Source organism: Candidatus Limnocylindrales bacterium, from assembly GCA_035626395.1.
Lineage (GTDB): Bacteria > Desulfobacterota > Binatia > UBA1149 > CAITLU01 > DASPNH01.
In genome coordinates, this window is the sequence record DASPNR010000001.1 from 1 (window position 1) to 16,955 (window position 16,955).

Here is a 16,955-nt window from a genome sequence, read left to right on the forward strand (position 1 = left end):
CGCGCTCACGGTGCCGCCACGAATCGCGCTCACGGTGCCGCCCCAAATCTCGCTCACGGTGCCGCCACAAATCGCGCTCACGGTGCCGCCACAAATCTCGCTCACGGTGCCGCCACGAATCGCGCTCACGGTGCCGCCACAAATCGCGTTGATAACCATCGAATGCGCCGATTCAACCTTCGCGCCGGGCGCGATGATGAACTGACCGCCGATGAGCAACTGCACGTCGCCTTCGACGATGATGGACTTGATGTAGGCGCGGAGCTTGTCGGTCACCGCGACCTTCATGTCGTCGTCGAACCACTCGGGCGTCCGTTCTTCGTCGATCCGGAGCTTGTATTCGTCGACCAAGTGGGCCTTGTCCATGGACGAGGGCGTGAACTCGACGCGGGCGAAGTAGAGGCGCGCCTTGGCGGTGTCGTTCAGCTTGTGGATGACGCAAAGCTCGGAATGGCTCTCGGTCCACGGAGACATGAGGAGCTTGAAACCGCCTTTGGCTGACTCGTCCTTGAGGACGATGGCGCTTTTGAATTGGCACATGGGGAAGCTGGGTTAGGTGTTCACCGCGCCCGGCGCGCGGCGCGGGTGAGGGTGGCGACAACGTCGACGCCCTTGGATTGGGCCTCCCGGACAACTTCCATGACCTGTCCGTCGGGCCTGCCGTGGTTGGCAAGATAGCGGGGGACGTAGTCCTCGACGGCCATCCGAACAAGCGCCCCTTCCCGCACCCCGAACCGCTTGTAAGCCTCCTCCAATAACCCCTTCGAGTTAGGCGTAATTTTGGCGCTCACAGGCACCGTAAACCCCGAGTCGTCGTTCATCGGGTCCACTAGGAATACTAGGAATCTTTAGTAGTCAATAAAAAAGTTTCCCTAGTATACGGATCGCGCGTTTTCTGATGCGCAAATGCCACGCCGAGGCGACACGGTCTACGATGACAGCATCAGCGTCAAAATCACCAAGGCGCAGCGCGCGGAGTTTATCGCCGCAGTTCAGAGGATCGGGAGTACCGAGCCACTAGTCCTTCGTGATCTGATAAACTCTTTCGTCAAAGCGGTGACGATGGGGGTTGCCCTCCGCGTCGGCCACATGGCGATTGTGCCCACTGAGGGGCTTAACGGATCTAACTCGAATCCACCCTCCGCGCCCGACGCGGAGAAGTTGAAAGAGATCGTCGACATGCTCTACGCAGAAGTTCGAGCAAGAACGGGACGCGGTCGGAAGCGCGAAGGCCGCGACCGTGATTAGAAGCGCGATACCGTCGAACCAAGCGAAGCGCGTCGGAGGGACTGATATGCTGTTTTACGAACCTAGCCAAACCGCTTCTCAGGAAGCGTGCGCCCTGGGGCTGGGGCGCAGACGAGGTTTTGGAACCCATGTCCGACCGTCAGGCTTTTCCCGATGGGGAGGCGAGGAAAAACACGGTAGGGAGAATTTACTACGACGCGTTAACACGCATCGGGTCATTTTGTGAATAACTTCGCCCCATGTTCACCGCCGCTTTGATCGTTCTGGCGCTGGTTCTGATCGGAATTTGGGTAAGACTTGGGGCTGTTCATGTCGCCCATGAACAGGGGTTGCTCGCTATCGCTGCGGAACTGCGCGCGCTTCGGGCAAAGCTGGAGCAGGCTGAGAACGCTTCTTGGGCCGCCGGGGATGACGTACGGCGGGCAGTCGAGGACGCATCGTCGAAGATTCTGAAAGCCGTGAATGCCGAACATGAGATGCGATTCGCACCTGAGCCACTTGGGCGTCCGCATCAGCGCCCGCGCGCGCCGCAGGAAGCCACTTCCCCATGAGCAACGCCATCGAGCAACGCCTCGCCGCCCTGTCGCAGCGCGAGCAACAACTGGAAACCGAGCTGCGCGACGTGCGCATTCGCCTAAGCGAGCTCCGGGCGCTGGCCGCACCGAACGGAGCGGCGCCAGTCGTAGCCCCTGCGCTCCCGGTCGCAGCTAGGTCCGCAGACGCGCCGGTCATCTATGCTCCGCGCCCGCTGGCGCCTCGAGGCGCCCTGGAGGCCGCCGTTCGCGCCGTGTTCACGAAGAACCCCGGAAAGAAGCTGTCGAATAACGAGGTGCGCCGCTTGGTTGCTGATGGCGGCTTTCCGTACCGGCTCGACGCGCAGAACGTGAGCCCAGTGCTAAAGCAGCTCACAAAAGAACGGTTTTTAAAGCGCGAGGGCAGGCACCAGTTCACGACCTACGTTCACAAGCCCTGAGTGCGACGCCGGTTTCGCGTTAGGGCCGTAACGGCTATTTCGTGGGCTTGTCTAGCGCGATTTGGGAAAGGATGTCGTTAGCCTCCACCTTGGCCCTCTCGTGAGCAGACGGCCGGGAAAGCACTTCCAGCGCGAGTCCGCGCGCCAGATGGTTCAACGACGTCGCGATGTTCTCCAGCTTCTCGTCCCGCTTCCCGTCCCGCCACATGAACCAGATGAGCACGGGGGCCAAGATACCGGCCTGCGCCATGCCCGTCCATACCGGCTCGGGGATTTGCGCGATGAATAGGATGAGGCGATCGCTCACGGCTTGTCGTCTTTCTCCCGCGGCCGCTTCTGGGTGTAGTCCTTGACTCGCGTTTCGTGGGAAAAACCCGGAAAGCTGACCTTCCACTCGGCCGCCTCGGCATTCAGCGTGGTTTCCGTGACCTTAACCCCCGTGGCCGTCGCCTCCACCACGACCCCCATGCTGGCCGTCCGGGAGTGGATTTCAGAATCCTTCAGGTTTGGAAGCCGCCTCACGCAGCCGACCGCGCACAGCGCCCCCAGCAGATTCACGACGGCAATCGTTCCTGACTTCATCGGGTTGTGAGACAAGCCAAGGGACAAGCCTTCGCTTGGCAATTACAATTTTGGTTATTGTTTGCGGGGAAACTCGGTCTGGAGGAACTGCAAAAACCCATTCGGCTCGTTCCGCGAATCCGCCTCGATGCTCATGCGCGCGAATTGTGCGAGATTATCCGGCATGCGGCGCCCGTGATTAGGCTGCGCCATGAAGCGCTGGTACGGCTGCGACAGGATCATGTTCCGCATCGGCCCCGTCGCTGCGAACATCGCCGCCGCTGCCATTCCCTGCGGGGCGCCGCTCGCCGCCGCCGTGGCCGTGCCGAAGGGCAAAAGCTGGTTCACGCCGGCCGTTGGAGTGCTCGCCGCGTCTCTCATGCTCGAGCGAAACGGCGCGCTCTGCTGCGTCTGCGCAATCGTGCGCAAGTTTCCCGTCAGTGGGCGCCCCTTGTCCAGCGAACGCCCGAGCAGCGGTGCTGACACGTTCGCGTCGCCGAGATTCAGCGCCTTCTCGATCTCGTACGCCTTAGCGATCTTTCGGCGAGATTCCTTCAACTGCCGCGCCAGGTCATCGCGGCCAATTTTCTGCGCCGCAATCTGGATTTTCTCCTCCAATTCCTCCGAAAGCGCCTCCGCCGCGACCGCCTTTTCCAAATCCTCTGGGCGCCCGTTGCGGAAGTGGGAATTGTAGTAGAGTTGCGCGTCGTGCCGGGCCTTCTTGAGGGCGTCCACATCCGCCGCGGCCTTTATCGCAAGCTCGCTCTGCTCCTGCACGTATTTCGGGTCCGAGCGCAGGATTTCGAGCTCGTGCTGGTTCGTGGCCGTGAGGGCGCTTTTCCGCTCAAGCGCGTCCAAGTCGGCCTTCGCTTTCGTGGCCATTTCGGAAATCTCCTGGTACGGCTTGGCTGCATTCGCACGCACCTGTCGCAAGGTCGCTTCGGTGAGTTGCGCCGTGACCGGGAGGCCAAGCTCCTTTTTCGCCAGGGCGTTCGTGATTTCCTGATTACGCGCTACGGCCTCCTGAGCCGTCGCCGCCTTTCCGGCAATGCTCTCAAAGAGTTTGTTGACGCGCGAGGGGTCGATCCGCGACGGAGGTACGACATACCCGGCGGCCTGCGCCTCGCGGATCGTTCGATCAACGACCGCGTTTTGCATCTCGCGAAACTCAACCGCGGCCGAACGGACGCCCTTGTCGAGTTTTGAAGCAACCGCCGTCCCAAGGACTCCTGCACCCGCGGCTGTCGCTCCTTCCGCCAGTGTCGGCATCCGCCCTTCCGAAACGAGCGTCTCCGTTGCCTTGGCGGCCACATTCCCACCGGCCTGCTTCGCCCCCTCCTTGGCCACCTGCCGCACCGAGGCGGCTGCCAGCGGGCCGCCAGGGACGGCGCCGGCGACGCCAGCACCAAGGGCCTTCCCTACGTTGAAAGGGTTCCCGCGCCGTAGTTGGCCGACCGCGTTCCCGGCGGCGCCCCCGATGAACCCACCCACCGGCACCGTGACTGGCGCGAACGGGCCGCCTGCCGCTCCCACGGCCTGCCCGACGGCCGCCCCGCCGCCCTCCAGCCCCGCGTCAACGACCGCTCCGGCCATCCGCTTCGCCGGCTCCTTCGAGTAGGGGAGGAAGTTCCGGAAAAGCATCGCCGCGCGCTCCCCCGCGCCGCCCTGAGCCCATTGCTGGCGCTGTGCCTGGATCTTCGGATCAGCCGGCGGACCAGCGACGGGACGCGCCGCCGGAGCGGCCGTCTGCGCGCGCATACGCCGAATCTCCGTCGCCAAAATCTGCGCGTCCTCCGTGTTGCCGGCGGCATCGGCCTTCACCAGCGCCGCCTCAAGCTCTTTGAGCGTGGCCATCAGCGGTATTTCTTGAGAATGTCGTCAACCGTCTTCGACTCTTCGCCCGTCTGTTTCAGGTCCGACTTCAGGAATTTGGAAATCGGGTTGTCGCGGTAGAACTGCTGATTGTCCTTCGCGGTGACCGCACGATCGCTCGCCTCGATGTCCGCGAAATACTCGCCTCTCGCGATCTCGCGCCGGGCAACCGCGTCCATGAAGTCCATGATGTAGCTTGCGCCTTTGGCCGAGTCCGTGAACTTCGCAACGGTGTTGGCCAGGAGCTCGCGTTCCGGCTGCGTGATCTGGCCTTGGCCCTTGAGGCGAGCCGCCGCCGTGACCGCCATGTCGGCATAAGCCGTCTGCAAGGTCTCCGACTTCGACGTGTCGAAGACGGGCTTGTCGCCCGGAACGAGGAAGTTGATTGCCTGCTGAAGGGCGCGAACCGTCGTTTCGCCACGGCCCTGCTTCGTGTCCTGCTCGAGCAACGCACGCGCGCGCGAGGTCTGGTCGAGCGTTTCCTGGTATTGCTGGGCCTTCCCAATGACCTCCTGAACCATCGCGGCCATGGCCTTCGACCGCTCCTCCTTGTACGCCTTTTCCGCCGCCTCTTCTGCGCTCGGGTAGGGGCGCGGGGTCTGGGAAACCGGGCCCTCGGCAAACTTCTTTCCGGTCGTGGCGTCGTACGTGACCTCGATGGGCTCGCCCCTCGGTCCGGACTGGCGAACGCGCTCAAGGACCATCGTGTCCTTCGGCTTCGCGGCCGCGATCTCCTTCTGCGCTTGAATCTGCGCCAAGGTCTCGGGGGCCGGCGCCTGCCCGGTAGCCTGCGCGAGCTGTGCCGCCTGCGCCATAAACGGGTTCTGGGCCATCTGCTGCTGCATCCGGTCCTGAACCTGCGGAGCGTAGACGCCGCGGCCGACACCCTGGCTCATCTGCTGGAACTGCCGCAGTCGCTCCAATTGCGCCTGCTGCTGCTGAGCGCGCTGGATCTCCAATTGACGCATCTGCGCCTGCTGCTGCTGCTCTTGCAGCTTGGTTTGAAGGATCGTGTTCTCCAGCGCCCCTTGCAGACGGTTGTAGCGCGCTTCGGGCGACTCCTTCGGATCGACCGAAAGGAACTGTTTAACCGACTCCTCGCCGCCGAACTTCTCCGGATTGTTCTTGATGAAGCTCTCCGTGGCCTTCGCCTTAGAGAGGAAAACGTTGTTCTGCTCGTTGCGCCTCTGCCTAGCCTCGATGAAACGGCCGATCCCGGCGCCGAGGTCACTAATCCCGCGCCCGAGCAACTGACCGCTGATGTCCTGGACTCCTGGTGCGTATGGCATGGTTTAACCCGGGACGATTCCGCCAAGCATGGACATGAACGAGCCCCAGAGGGCCGAGCGGTTGTTCCTTCCGGAAATCTTGTTCGCCTGATCCGCGTTGAAATTCGTGTTGTAGAGGTCAGACGCGTACGAATTGAACGGGTTTGTCTGGTTGTACACATTCCCCAACTGCCCGGTCGTCGCCCCGCTCGTACCGAAAATACCCGCGTTCGTGCCCTGGTTCGCCGACGTGCGGCCGAGCACGCCCTGATACGGGTCGAACGACGTGCCGGCGAAGTTCTGAAACGCCTGCTGCAAACGTTGATCCTCGAACTGGCGCCGCTGCATCTCCGCCTGATCGACGTAACCGAGGTTCGCGAACTGTTGTTGCAAGCCCTGCCGGTTGAAATCGCCGTACTGGAGGGCCTGATTATTGCGGGTGATGTCTGCCTGCTGGTTCGCGAGCGCTCCCTGTTGGTTGAGTTGGTTCGTCGCGAGCTGCGCCTGCTGGTTCGCCATTCCTGCGTTGAGACCGAGCTGGGCGTAATTGAGCCCCATCCCCTGATTGGCGAGGTCGGCCTGCAAGCCCATGCCAGCGTAGTTCTGCGCCGCGTTCGAGTAGCCAAGTGCGTTCGCGAACCCCTGCTGGCGCTGGCCGAATCCCGTCGCGTCGACCGACTGAGCGAATGCGCGCCGCTCCGCCTCGCGCTGACGCGCCACCGCATCGCGGTTCAAAACCTCCTGACCGATGGCCGCGTTGCTGTTAATGAGTCCGCGCGCCGCGAATGCCTCGCGCGCGGCCTGCGTCGCGTCGCGCGTTTCCTCCGCAGACAAACCGCGCCCGAGCTGCAATCCCTGCAACGCCTGTTGCTCGAGTGTGCGCTGGATGTCGCTTCCGGTGTAGCCCAAAGACCCCATCGCGCTCTGCAAGCCGGCGTCCGAGGTGGCCGCGCGGACATTGTTGTAGGAATTGGGCGCCCCCACCGTGGGCATCGCGAAGTTGCTCCCGACATCACGAATCTGACCGCTTTGGAGAGGTGCGAACCCCTGCTGGGCAATCCCCGCCATCTGGTTGTATGCGGCCGTCGGAGCGACGCCTTGGAGTGCCCGATCCGAGATGACGTTGCGATAACCGTAAAGCTGCGGGTTGGCGTCCTGGTAGAGCTGTTGCGCCATGCCGCCCAAATTGCGCACGTCATTGAGGTCGGCCGTTCGCTGCGCCGTGTTCGCCCGCTGGCTCTGCTCACTCGCCGCCTGCGTGAGCGCCTGATTGATGCCCATGAGGCCGCCACCTCGTTGGATTGCAGCCTGATCGAGGTAGGTGGAAGTGTTGACCGCCTGGTCAAGCCACTGTTGGCCGCCGCCCGCGCCCCAGCCGCCGGCATCTTGGTAGCCCTGCCAAAACTCGGTGTTGCGGGTCGGCTGACCCTCGGCGTTCAAGCCGAAGAACTGGCCCACGTCCACCGAGCCGAACAGGGAATTACGGAGGAGATTTAAGTCCGTGTTTACGTACTTCGGCGCCCACTCGTTGTACGCGGCCCACTGATCGGGCGCCAACGCGATCTGCGCCTGGAGGGTGTTGGCCCCTTCCGAGTAGAGGTCGCGCATCCCTTCGGGCGTGTTCATCGTTGGAAGAGAGGCCGTCTGGGGTGTTGACGCCGTGCTTCGCATCATACCCATCGCAACAGGCGGAGGAACCGTCGGAGTCTGAACCGGCGTCTGCGAAGGGACGGAGGGAGCGATGGGCGGCGGATTGAATTGCGCCGGCGGAGGTGCGACTGGAACGGAAGGTGCCGAAACGGGCGGCGGTGGCTCGGGATCTCCGTACAGTTCGGCTTGCTGCGCCGCGGTGACCGAATTGACGGGCGCGTACGACTCGGCTCCCGGCGTGGCCGAATAGCCGGAACCGAGGGTGCTTTGAACCATCCCAACGAGACCATCCGCGGTGATGTTTCCACCGTATCCGGCGTTGGTCTGATTCGCCAGGCGCACAGCCTCTTGCACCTCCGGCGGCGCGTCCGGGTCCACCTCCAAAATCTGGCGATTAACCCCTGGCGTGTTCGTCGGTACGCTCCGAAAGCGGATATAGTCGTTGATTGAGGCCATGGGTTAAGCGGCGACTGCTTTGATGAGCCCGAACGACAGAACGACCGCCTCGGAGAGATTGCCGCCCGTGTAGTTTCGGAGGGAGATTCGGAAGGAGCCGGCGGCGACAGCATCGACCGTGACTGTGTAGGAGTCGGCGGTGGCGCCGGACTTGATGTTGACGGTGACGACGTCCGTTGCCGCGACGACGCTGTTCGTCACCGTGAACCCCACGCTCGTCCCCGCGTTCAGGGCAGCGTTGTTCATCGTGATCGTGCCACAGGGCTTGTTGATCGTTACGCCTGTACTCTTGCTTGTGGCCTGCGTCACGGCGCCACCCGTGCCGGATACGTAACCGATGCCATTTGAGCTCGCCAGCATCGTGTTGGTGACCTCGGCCGTCCCAATCGTCACGGTTGGCTGTGCAATCAGATTTAGCTTGGTGAAAGTGATCGGGTCCGACGCCGACGTGAAGGTATAGCCTGGAGTGACGTTGGCCATCAGAGTACCTGAGTGAAATTGTTGCGGTCGCCGGTACGCGCTTCCCCGCCAATGCCGTTCAGCGACAGCACGCCTTGCGCGTTTTCGACCTTGTACCAGACCAGCCGGCCCTTGCGCCGGAAGATGAGCGGAATACGGTAGTCCTGCCGCATCTCCGGTAGGAACCCGCTTTGCGGCTGGATGCTTTCGCTCGGCAGCCCCGCATAATCCTTCCTGCCAGCGCGGTTGTAGTTGTCGCCGGAATTGTTGAGATTGTACATCGAATCCCCGAAAATCCACGACTGCGACCGCGAATAGGTCTGGTTCGTGATGAGCGCCGAGGACTCGGAAGCCCCGTCCACGTACGCCGTGACGGAGTAGGACGGCCGCCACGTCGAGATGTCCGCCCACATACGGCGGTTGACGCGGTTCTCGTCGGTCATGCGGTAGGCTCGCGTTGTCACCGAAGACGAAATCTCCGCTACCGTTGTCCCGGTTATGTCGTTTGAGCCTTCGTCCGTGACGAAGATTCGCCCGTCCTCCGTGATCGCATGCATGCGTTGAAGGCCGAGATAGTTCGCGACTGCCCATCCTTGGATAGACATGCCGAGGCCATCGGCGAAATTCCATTCCCCGTACCAATTCTCCGTAACGAAATTGTAGACGACTACCGCGTTGCAAACGGTCGAGTTGTCCAGCGGGATGGCCACGTAGAGCTTGTTGTCGTTGTAGCCCATCGAGACCTTGTACGCGAAATTCCAGTTCACCCGGTTGAACAGGCGCTGGATGTTCCGCGACAGGGGAAGCGTCTTGTGCTGGACCGCGTTGTTTGTCGCCGTGAGCGTGATTAGGTTGATGTTCCGGTCGCTCATGTACACGACGTCGGGCCCGACCGACACAACGGCGTTGATTCCAATGGCGCCCACCTGTCGCGTAATCTCCGTGGCGACAATGTCGCCGAGGGAGCCGTCAACACCGCTTATTGCCAGAATGCTTCGATTCTTGAAGACGAGGATCGTGGTGTCGCCAAAGGGGTAGGTAGTGACTAGGTAGTTGGAATCGCCCTTCGACAGGTTAAACGAGTTGTCGAGATTATTCCAAGTAGTGAAGTCCAGCACGTCGGATGCAGATAACGTGTCCTTGCCATCAATGGCCCAAAGACGATTCTGGCAATACAAGGCTTGGACACTCGCCGGAATCGAGCCGGTGGCCACCGTAAATGTCGTTGACCAGTCCCCATCCCAGACGAGCGGCGTCTCATTGGGCCCGCGGAATATATAGACCTTGTTATTGGCCTGAACTAACGTGGACTGTTCGGACACCTCCTCACCGGACGGGTAGTCTACCACGCGCGGAGTGCTACCGTGAGCATAGAAGAACGCTGAGTATGCACCAGCCAACGCAACATAAATGGCGCCTGGGTCGTTGGGGTCCGAGAAATTTGAGGAGGCATAGATGCCACCCGAAGATACCAGCACCTGCTGGGCAATCGTCGAGTTGCCTGAGACTCCAACAAACAATCCTTTTCCGTAGGTAATGGCTGAGCCAGACCAACTACTAGGAATTGTGCGGGTGCTCCATGTTATACCGTCCGATGACACAATGACGTGTGGGCCGTTAGAGACGGCCACAAAGATACCACTGCCGGCCCCGTAGACGACGGACACCCACGCCCGCGCGGACTCTGGATTGGCTCGTGCCGTCCATGTCACCCCATCAGGCGATGTCATGATGCGTGATCCACTGCCAGCTAAAGCGACTGCGACGAAAACGCCGTTCCCATATGCCACTGAGGTCCAATCATCGTCGGCGGCTGACGCTCTTGCGGTCCACGTGATTCCGTCGGAAGACGACATCACGCGGTTGCCGGTGCCCGTCGTGGACACAGCAACAAACACCCCGTTTCCATACGCTACCGACTTCCACCTGTTATTCGCGGCCGATGTTCGACTTGTCCACGTGATCCCATCCGGACTGGTCATCACGCCGTCGCTAGCCACCGCCTGAGCCACCGCGACGAACAGCCCATTCCCATATGTTACCGAATTCCAACTGGACCCCTCTGAGGCCGATCGGGTGGTCCATGTTATTCCGTCCGCGGAAGTCATTATCGCCGTCGCAGCGACCCCGTCGCTGTTCACGGCGACATATGTGCCCGAACCAAATGCGACAGCCACCCACGTCCCGAACATGGAGCTGGAACGAATTGTCCATGCAGTACCATCCGGAGAGGTCATCACTTGATTCGTGGTGGGACCTGGAGCGGCGTTCCTGGACACAGCAACAAAAAGGTTGTCGCCGAAGGTAACCGAACTCCACGAGTTCGACTGGGCTTGGGTTCTCAATGTCCACCCAAATGCCACAGAAGCCGTGCATACGAACCCCCCGCGCGTGACCGCATCCTGCGTGCTGAAATCGACGTTCACCGCATCCTGAACCAGACGCGGGCCCAGGTTCTCTGGCGTCGTGTACTGATCGACCCCGACAAAGCCGTCGTCGCCGTCCGCAATCGGAACGTCGTCCATCGGGCCATATGTCCGGTAACGGTCCATCAGATTACAGGCTTCGTCGCCTCCGCGAGTTTAGCCTCCAACTCCGTTATCTTCGCCTGCAAAGCGTCCCGCTCCTCAAACGCTCGCGCGAGGTTCGCGATCAAGTCGCGAACGTTGTTCTGCGCCAGCTGGGCCGTGATGTCCGCCTGCCGATGTTCGAGCGTCATCACAAGCCTCCCGCGATTTCACTACGACGGCGAATAAGCGCCGCGAGCTGCGCATCGGTCACGGTTACACCGCCTCCGACCGAAACGGTGGTTTGGGTGGCGGGCGCCGCAAGTAGATCAAAGGACACCGCCAACTCTTTAGAAGACTCCTCCGAGTCGTTTGGGTCAGCATCATTGACGTAACGCCTTTTGAAAGCGGATGTGCATGTAACGCTGACCGGATTGGTGCCACCGTTTTGGTACACCGGCACAGCTGAGAATCCAGCCATGCGATACGTAGAACGCGAGTAGGGCATTGCTGTGTGCTATTTAGCGATCCAACCTGTATTCCCTGCGCCAGACTCCTTGACGTACAGGGTGGTCGACGCACCGCCGTCCGTGCGGAGGAACAGTGAACCAACAGGAGCTGTGACCGCACCCTCCGGCGTTCCGGTTCCCGCGCGAATCTGCGTCGTTCCACTCAGGAGTAGCCGCAACGCGTGAAGTTCCGCGTAGCCTCCGTCGTCCGCTGTGATAACCTGTAGTGCAGCGCTCAGACGCTTCAGCGCCGGGAAGCTCGCGGACGTCCCGCCGAACTGAAGGCGGCTAAAGTCCGTGGCGGCGGCGTTTGAAATTCTAAGGACGCCGTCAGCCGCGGCCGACAGCCTCGTGCTTCCCGTTGTGATGTAAATGTTCCCGGCCCCTCGAACCTCGCCCGCGAAGGTCGCGTTCTGCGAGGAGTCCAAGGTGAGTGCCGTTACGCCGCCCGACTGCAAAATCAGCGACCGTCCCGAGGCGGCAGTGAGGAGGGCGTTTTGGCCAGAATCCCACGCCATGGCTCCCGTCGTGTCGGCGACGGTGACGGCGCTGTTTTGAATCAACGTGCCGGTAGTACCGTCCCAGCGTACGATCGCGTTGTCCGTCGTCGTTGACGAAGAGCTACCAACGGGCGACACTGACCCGGCCGGACGGTTGGCGTTGTTTCCTAGGACAACGGGATTGCCAGAAAGGGCCATGGGATTAGATCGCGCTTGGGCTGACTTGAATCGCCGCGTTAGTGCTCCCTTGGCGGATGAACTTCGCGGCGTTGAACCGCTCTTTCTTCCACGTCATCATCTGGCCGGCATAGAGCCGGTGCCCGTTCGTGCTCGTGGGCGCGCTCCCGTCGAAGGTCACCATCACGTCGGCGTCCTGCACGTCGAGTTCAACGGTAACGACGTAGGATTGCGTGTAGGCCGTCCCCTGAACGCCGCCCGCAGTACTGTCCACGGTGATGCGCTGGTCCGCGATCTGTGCGCCCGCATTGTCGCGCGCGGGAAGCGTGTAGAGGTTTACGATGCCACTAGGGCCGGATGCGCCTGCTGCCATGGTGATTCCTTGGGTTAGTAAATTCGGGCCTGTGAGGTGACGTGGGTCTGAACTTTCATTGGGAGAACCCAGCCCATCTGCCGCTCCTGCCGGTCAAACTCCTGGTCGAGCCGGTTGTTCGCGACCTGTTCGGCGCCTTGCGCCTTGTCCATCTGGCCGTCCGAAAGCAGCCACTCGGAGTAGACACGGTAGCAGATGAAATCGAAGAACACCGCCGGGATCTCCAGCAGCTCCCACTTGCTCGGCGTATCGTCCGGGTCTTGGCCGGCCGACGTGGCGGCGAGGCATTTGTAGTAGTTCGATTTCCCGTCGGCCGCCGTGTAGTAGATCTGGTCGCCGATCGCGTACGTATCCGTCGCGTCGAAGTCGTCGCCTTCAAACGTCGGGCACCGCTTGCGGAAGTAGAGCCACACCAGGTTCGGCATCGGCGCCACGTAGTTGACGGGCTGCACGAAACCGCCCCCGCCAAACTCCGGGATGATCTGGATGCCGCTCGGCGTGAGCTCGTATCCCTGCGGCCGCGGGTTGTTCGGCCATACGGGACTGTCGCGCCACACCTGAAAAACGGCCTCAATCTCACTCTCTCCCGTCTGGTCCCACGGGATGAGCATGCTGTCCGGGCTGGGGTAGGTCGTCTGCTGGAGCGAGGCCCCCCAGAAATACAATCCCTTGGTGACATCGCCTGCGTAGCTGATCGTGCTCCCGTCCGTCGACACCTGGAGCGCGACCGAGCCGCTTCCGGCCGTGCTCGAGCTGGTGAGCGTCGCCGTGCAGAGAAAGAACCCGTTCGGCTCCGCCTGAATGCTCGTGTTCGTGAAGTTCGAGACGGTGCCGATGACGCCGGTGGAGACGTTGAAAAACGCCGTGTAGGTCGTCGTCCCGTCGGAAACGGAGAGGTACGCGTAGCTGCGACCGAGCGCGCGCGCATAAAACGACACCTGGTAGCCGGTCGTCGGGAAGAAGGCGATGGATTGCGCCGTCTTGTGCTCGCCGTTCGTGACAGTCTCCAGCGCCTTGGACGCAGTAACGCGACTGTCCGCCGGGTTGGCGAGGGCGTTAGCCGTGACGGTCAGGTTCGTCGCCGTCCACGCTGCGTTCGTCAGGTTGTTCGGCGACGTGAGCAGGTTCCCGATGAATCGGGCCTCCCCATAGGGGCAGACGTCCAGCCATGGCCCGCGTTCCCACGCCTCCTTGATCGCGGGGGTGAACGAGCCATTCCAGAGCGTCGCAACGTCCGTGGGAATCAGGTCGCGAGAAATGCCGCAAAGGTCAGCCTCGCGGTTGACGAAATCCGAATACGCTTTGGTGGCGACGGCCATCAGGCGGGTTTGCCGTTCAGGAAGGTCTTCCCGTGGCGAAGCGCGTGCTGCTTCGGGCGCCAGCCCGGCGAACGATACTGCGGGTTGTCCGTGAAAAACGCGTGTACGAACGCCGGGTCATCCCAGCAGCCCGGGTATTGCAGGTTCCATCGGTGGTAGATGCGCCCGGGAACTTCGCCCATCTTCTGCCCCAAGCCCTGTTTCAGGGCCAAGGGGCCCTCGGCTTGGAGCTTTGCAGCCAATGCCGGCGCCTCCGCCTCGAGCTTGGCCTTTTCCGCCGGGAACGTGGCCACGACCTCGTCGATGGCCTCGCGCATGAACTGGCTGGTTGCTTCGTCGCTCATAAAGTGGAAGGGGAGGGCGGCGCCAGCTTCCCCATGAATTGCCGCCCTCCCCCGTGCTAAGCGTGGGCTAGATCCGTTAGCCCAACTTGGTCGTGTCGAGGATGGACAGGTAGATGTCCAGTTCCCCGGCGGTCAGCGCGGACGGCGAACCGCCCGTCGCGTTCGTGAACGTCGCGACCATCGAGGCGGACGCCGTGCCGGACACGGCATTCGCCGACAGGCCCGTGGCGCCACTCTTCACGCCCGCAGTCAGGATCGACTGCGCCGTGATGAAGGCGTTCGTGCTCGTGGTCGTGCCAACGATCATCGTCATCGCGGTCGTGCCCGCGAAGGCGGTCGTGACGTTGGCGAGGGCGTTCGTCGCAACCCACTTGTCGGGGGTCGCGCCGAGCGTCATCGTAACCGTGTCGGTCGAGCCCGTGCCGTAAGCGATGTCGGAAAACAGAACCTTGTATTTCTGGTTTCCGCTGCTCAGGCGTTCGATGTTGTCGAGCGGCGACGTGCGCGTGCGCGCGATGGTAACAGCAGTATCGGCCATGGTAAGTTCCTCCTGTTGCTGGGTTGTTGGTTAGGAGGTGGCGGCGAACTTGCCCAAGCCCGCCGGGTTCTTGCACATGAGCGTCAGCGTCGTGGAAACGAACCCACGCGGGCCGCCGCCCTGATCCTCGAGCTCGCGCGAGTACATGCCGATCATCGTGCCGATGCCGACCAACTCGCGGTTGATGACGTAGCCGCGCGCCTGCTGCTGCGCGGTGACGCTCCAGGGCGTCGCACCATCCAGGAGCCCGTTGAACAGGTCGGGGATGATTTCGACCGTGTGAAAGTCGCCCTCGTAGAAGGAGACATTGAGGTCGATTCGATGCGACTCGGCGTCCTGCGTGACTTGGTAGGTCTTCGTGGTGCCGTTCGAGCCGGTGGCGCGCTGGAAGTTGCTGATCGCCTTCTTGAGGTTGGGGCCAGCGTAGAGCGTGTACTTCCGGGCGCCGCCGACGCGCTGGAAGATGCTCTGGAAAACGGCGTTGAAGTTCGCCTCGGTGAGAGACGCCGTCGCCGTGGTGTCGATGGAGGCCGATGGCGTGCGGTAGGTGGCCGGGACGTCCGCCGGGCCCGCCGAGTCGATCCAGTCACCGAGGGCGCGGAGCTTGTTCGGGACTGAGCCATTGCCCTGCTGGCGGTCGTTGTCGGAGCCAATGCAGGCTTCGATGGACCGCTTGACCTCCTGCATGGCCTTCGTCTTCGAGTTGGCCTTTTCGGACGCGATGCCGGCCGGGTCGCTCGCCTCCTGCTCCTCCGAGACCGCCCACGGGCGGCGGAAGCGCTGGATGTACGAGCCGATGCGGGCGCGGTTCTCGGCCTCGTTGTTGAAGGCTTGGACGTCGCGACCCTCAACGACGCCCGAGAAGTCGACGGGCGCCAGGCTGTCCATCTGCCATTCCTGGTAGACGTTGGACGGCCGCGGGGTCTTGGGGAAGGAGGACAGCTTTGGCGTGTCCTCCGGATCGAGAATCGTCAGGAAATTCGTGAGGTCTTCACGATTCGACGGCTGATTGTAAGTGGTGGCTTGAGCCATGACTAGCGAGAGGTTCGAGCGAGTTCGCGTTGCGCGAGGAACTTGGCTGCATCGCTGCCGCTGACGTTACCTTTCGCCTTCAACTCACTCTCTGCCTTCGCTAGCTGCTGCCTCTGGGCCGTCGCCGGCGCGCGCGGGGCGCTTGCGGCGCCCGCACTGACGGCGGTCTGGTCGCTCGCGGGCTTCGGCGTCGGCGCCTTGGGCTTTTCCTTCGCCTTGCTCGCGGCTTGCTCGCGCTCCTGCATCGCCTGCAAGCCGACGACTGCCGCCCCAAGAAGCGTGTTCTTGAAGGGGCTGTTGTTCAGCTCGGGGTGATGCCTAAGAAGCATCTGCGCCGTTAGGTATTCGGGGGCTGTCCGGTCCCGGAGGAACGGAAACTTCTCGAATGCCTTCTGGTCGGCGTTATGCCGCTGTTGCAGGAACGCCGCGCGGGCCGGGATGTAATCGTCGAGGTGGGCTTGCGCCTCGCGCCTAATCTGGCGAAGGGACTCCTTCGTCCAGCCTTCGGGAAGCTGCTCGCCGTCGCGGGCACGCTCAAGGGCGTCCTCCGCAAAGCGAATCGCCTCCTTGGCGTCCGCGTGGAGCTTTTGCAGCCCCGCGATGTCCTCAACTTTCGCGAGAGGTGAACCGTCGGGAATGGCTGGCGCGGCGACTTGCGGTGAGTGGGTCTGCGCGGCCTGCATGTCGGCCAGCTGCGCCTGTACCCCTTGTAGTTGCGCCTCCAGCGCCTTCCGTTTCACCGTCTCCCGATTAACAATCTTCTGGAAGGCGGCCTTCTGCTCTGGCGTGAGAGTGGTTGACTGGGAAAGATCGTCGGACGCTTCCTCGGTCTCGGACTCCGTGTTTTGAATTTCGGCGGAGGCTTCGGCTTCGGGCTGCGTCTCGGCAGAGGTGCCCTTCGGCTCCTCTTCTGCGGCTGGGTTTGCGCCTTCCGATTTCTCGGCGACCTCCTGCTCCGCAGTCGGCGCGCTCTCCGAGTTGGCTTGCTCCTTTTTCAGGAACAGCGCAGCGGCTTGCGCTCCGGTCAGGTTGTCAGCGCCCTTCTCCTTGCCATCGCGCATTTGGGTTTCCCCGGGTTGCGAAGCTGCCCCTTGTGTCTCGCTTGCCATGGTTACGACCAAGAACGGATTCCCTTGCCACGGGTTGTTCGCCCCCGAGGGCGGCCATTA

20 protein-coding genes are annotated in these 16,955 nt (G+C 62.3%); 2 read left to right on the forward strand and 18 right to left on the reverse strand.

The genetic code is table 11. From position 1 onward, the window contains the following. Both VEC57_00005 and VEC57_00010 read right to left on the reverse strand, forming a co-directional pair. Positions 1-540 (reverse strand): hypothetical protein (locus tag VEC57_00005; GenBank protein ID HYB97500.1); only part of this gene is annotated, 540 nt, incomplete at its 3' end. Between the two features lie 20 nt (positions 541-560). Beyond that, positions 561-821, reverse strand: coding sequence for a hypothetical protein (locus VEC57_00010; GenBank protein HYB97501.1), 261 nt, complete (start codon positions 819-821; stop codon positions 561-563). A 666-nt stretch (positions 822-1,487) separates the two neighbouring features. Here VEC57_00010 and VEC57_00015 point away from each other — a divergent pair. Together VEC57_00015 and VEC57_00020 are read left to right on the forward strand one after the other, a co-directional pair. Next, positions 1,488-1,799, forward strand: a complete 312-nt coding sequence (locus tag VEC57_00015; GenBank protein HYB97502.1) for a hypothetical protein — start codon at positions 1,488-1,490, stop codon at positions 1,797-1,799. After that, the gene (locus VEC57_00020) at positions 1,796-2,221 is read left to right on the forward strand and encodes a hypothetical protein (protein HYB97503.1); all 426 of its coding nucleotides are present in this window, start codon (positions 1,796-1,798) and stop codon (positions 2,219-2,221) included. Before VEC57_00015 ends, VEC57_00020 begins: the two co-directional genes overlap by 4 nt. A gap of 34 nt (positions 2,222-2,255) precedes the next feature. On the opposite strand, the gene VEC57_00025 is transcribed toward VEC57_00020, so the two are convergent. The 16 genes from VEC57_00025 to VEC57_00100 all read right to left on the reverse strand — a co-directional run bounded on the left by VEC57_00025 (position 2,256) and on the right by VEC57_00100 (position 16,847). Beyond that, complete coding sequence (locus VEC57_00025; protein ID HYB97504.1) at positions 2,256-2,528, reverse strand: hypothetical protein; 273 nt, start codon at positions 2,526-2,528, stop codon at positions 2,256-2,258. Further along, entirely contained in the window at positions 2,525-2,779 is a 255-nt protein-coding gene (locus VEC57_00030) for a hypothetical protein (GenBank protein HYB97505.1), read from the reverse strand. Before VEC57_00030 ends, VEC57_00025 begins: the two co-directional genes overlap by 4 nt. Before the next feature lie 78 nt (positions 2,780-2,857). Continuing rightward, positions 2,858-4,636 carry a hypothetical protein gene (locus VEC57_00035; GenBank protein HYB97506.1) on the reverse strand — a complete coding sequence of 593 codons (1,779 nt, stop codon included), beginning with the start codon at positions 4,634-4,636 and terminating at the stop codon, positions 2,858-2,860. Then, positions 4,636-5,943 (reverse strand): hypothetical protein, encoded by a 1,308-nt coding sequence (locus VEC57_00040; protein HYB97507.1) that lies wholly within the window; start codon positions 5,941-5,943, stop codon positions 4,636-4,638. Before VEC57_00040 ends, VEC57_00035 begins: the two co-directional genes overlap by 1 nt. Positions 5,944-5,946: 3 nt before the next feature. Next, complete coding sequence (locus tag VEC57_00045; GenBank protein ID HYB97508.1) at positions 5,947-8,028, reverse strand: hypothetical protein; 2,082 nt, start codon at positions 8,026-8,028, stop codon at positions 5,947-5,949. A 3-nt stretch (positions 8,029-8,031) separates the two neighbouring features. Then, a complete protein-coding gene (locus VEC57_00050; protein HYB97509.1) occupies positions 8,032-8,508 on the reverse strand; it encodes a hypothetical protein in 477 nt (158 codons plus the stop codon). Further along, positions 8,508-11,012 carry a hypothetical protein gene (locus tag VEC57_00055; GenBank protein HYB97510.1) on the reverse strand — a complete coding sequence of 835 codons (2,505 nt, stop codon included), beginning with the start codon at positions 11,010-11,012 and terminating at the stop codon, positions 8,508-8,510. Before VEC57_00055 ends, VEC57_00050 begins: the two co-directional genes overlap by 1 nt. 26 nt (positions 11,013-11,038) lie before the next feature. Further along, the gene (locus VEC57_00060) at positions 11,039-11,206 is read right to left on the reverse strand and encodes a hypothetical protein (GenBank protein ID HYB97511.1); all 168 of its coding nucleotides are present in this window, start codon (positions 11,204-11,206) and stop codon (positions 11,039-11,041) included. Then, positions 11,206-11,475 (reverse strand): hypothetical protein, encoded by a 270-nt coding sequence (locus tag VEC57_00065; protein ID HYB97512.1) that lies wholly within the window; start codon positions 11,473-11,475, stop codon positions 11,206-11,208. The genes VEC57_00060 and VEC57_00065 overlap by 1 nt, the downstream gene beginning before the upstream one ends. A 36-nt stretch (positions 11,476-11,511) precedes the next feature. After that, the gene (locus tag VEC57_00070; protein ID HYB97513.1) at positions 11,512-12,201 is read right to left on the reverse strand and encodes a hypothetical protein; all 690 of its coding nucleotides are present in this window, start codon (positions 12,199-12,201) and stop codon (positions 11,512-11,514) included. Between the two features lie 4 nt (positions 12,202-12,205). Further along, positions 12,206-12,553 (reverse strand): hypothetical protein, encoded by a 348-nt coding sequence (locus VEC57_00075; protein ID HYB97514.1) that lies wholly within the window; start codon positions 12,551-12,553, stop codon positions 12,206-12,208. A gap of 14 nt (positions 12,554-12,567) precedes the next feature. Then, positions 12,568-13,872 carry a hypothetical protein gene (locus VEC57_00080; protein HYB97515.1) on the reverse strand — a complete coding sequence of 435 codons (1,305 nt, stop codon included), beginning with the start codon at positions 13,870-13,872 and terminating at the stop codon, positions 12,568-12,570. Continuing rightward, positions 13,872-14,216 carry a hypothetical protein gene (locus tag VEC57_00085; GenBank protein HYB97516.1) on the reverse strand — a complete coding sequence of 115 codons (345 nt, stop codon included), beginning with the start codon at positions 14,214-14,216 and terminating at the stop codon, positions 13,872-13,874. The genes VEC57_00080 and VEC57_00085 overlap by 1 nt, the downstream gene beginning before the upstream one ends. 76 nt (positions 14,217-14,292) lie before the next feature. After that, positions 14,293-14,754, reverse strand: coding sequence for a hypothetical protein (locus VEC57_00090; GenBank protein HYB97517.1), 462 nt, complete (start codon positions 14,752-14,754; stop codon positions 14,293-14,295). Positions 14,755-14,784: 30 nt separating this feature from the next. Further along, entirely contained in the window at positions 14,785-15,786 is a 1,002-nt protein-coding gene (locus VEC57_00095) for a DUF5309 family protein (GenBank protein ID HYB97518.1), read from the reverse strand. A gap of 2 nt (positions 15,787-15,788) precedes the next feature. Continuing rightward, complete coding sequence (locus tag VEC57_00100; protein ID HYB97519.1) at positions 15,789-16,847, reverse strand: hypothetical protein; 1,059 nt, start codon at positions 16,845-16,847, stop codon at positions 15,789-15,791. Between the last annotated feature and the right edge of the window lie 108 nt (positions 16,848-16,955).

Coding starts and splice junctions, on each gene's coding strand:
- VEC57_00015 (HYB97502.1), top strand. CDS start 1,488: ATGTTCACCGCCGCTTTGATCGTTCTGGCGCTGGTTCTGATCGGAATT.
- VEC57_00095 (HYB97518.1), bottom strand. CDS start 15,786: ATGGCTCAAGCCACCACTTACAATCAGCCGTCGAATCGTGAAGACCTC.
- VEC57_00050 (HYB97509.1), bottom strand. CDS start 8,508: ATGGCCAACGTCACTCCAGGCTATACCTTCACGTCGGCGTCGGACCCG.
- VEC57_00020 (HYB97503.1), top strand. CDS start 1,796: ATGAGCAACGCCATCGAGCAACGCCTCGCCGCCCTGTCGCAGCGCGAG.
- VEC57_00055 (HYB97510.1), bottom strand. CDS start 11,012: ATGGACGACGTTCCGATTGCGGACGGCGACGACGGCTTTGTCGGGGTC.
- VEC57_00075 (HYB97514.1), bottom strand. CDS start 12,553: ATGGCAGCAGGCGCATCCGGCCCTAGTGGCATCGTAAACCTCTACACG.
- VEC57_00100 (HYB97519.1), bottom strand. CDS start 16,847: ATGCGCGATGGCAAGGAGAAGGGCGCTGACAACCTGACCGGAGCGCAA.
- VEC57_00035 (HYB97506.1), bottom strand. CDS start 4,636: ATGGCCACGCTCAAAGAGCTTGAGGCGGCGCTGGTGAAGGCCGATGCC.
- VEC57_00045 (HYB97508.1), bottom strand. CDS start 8,028: ATGGCCTCAATCAACGACTATATCCGCTTTCGGAGCGTACCGACGAAC.
- VEC57_00080 (HYB97515.1), bottom strand. CDS start 13,872: ATGGCCGTCGCCACCAAAGCGTATTCGGATTTCGTCAACCGCGAGGCT.
- VEC57_00060 (HYB97511.1), bottom strand. CDS start 11,206: ATGACGCTCGAACATCGGCAGGCGGACATCACGGCCCAGCTGGCGCAG.
- VEC57_00010 (HYB97501.1), bottom strand. CDS start 821: ATGAACGACGACTCGGGGTTTACGGTGCCTGTGAGCGCCAAAATTACG.
- VEC57_00085 (HYB97516.1), bottom strand. CDS start 14,216: ATGAGCGACGAAGCAACCAGCCAGTTCATGCGCGAGGCCATCGACGAG.
- VEC57_00070 (HYB97513.1), bottom strand. CDS start 12,201: ATGGCCCTTTCTGGCAATCCCGTTGTCCTAGGAAACAACGCCAACCGT.
- VEC57_00090 (HYB97517.1), bottom strand. CDS start 14,754: ATGGCCGATACTGCTGTTACCATCGCGCGCACGCGCACGTCGCCGCTC.
- VEC57_00040 (HYB97507.1), bottom strand. CDS start 5,943: ATGCCATACGCACCAGGAGTCCAGGACATCAGCGGTCAGTTGCTCGGG.
- VEC57_00065 (HYB97512.1), bottom strand. CDS start 11,475: ATGGCTGGATTCTCAGCTGTGCCGGTGTACCAAAACGGTGGCACCAAT.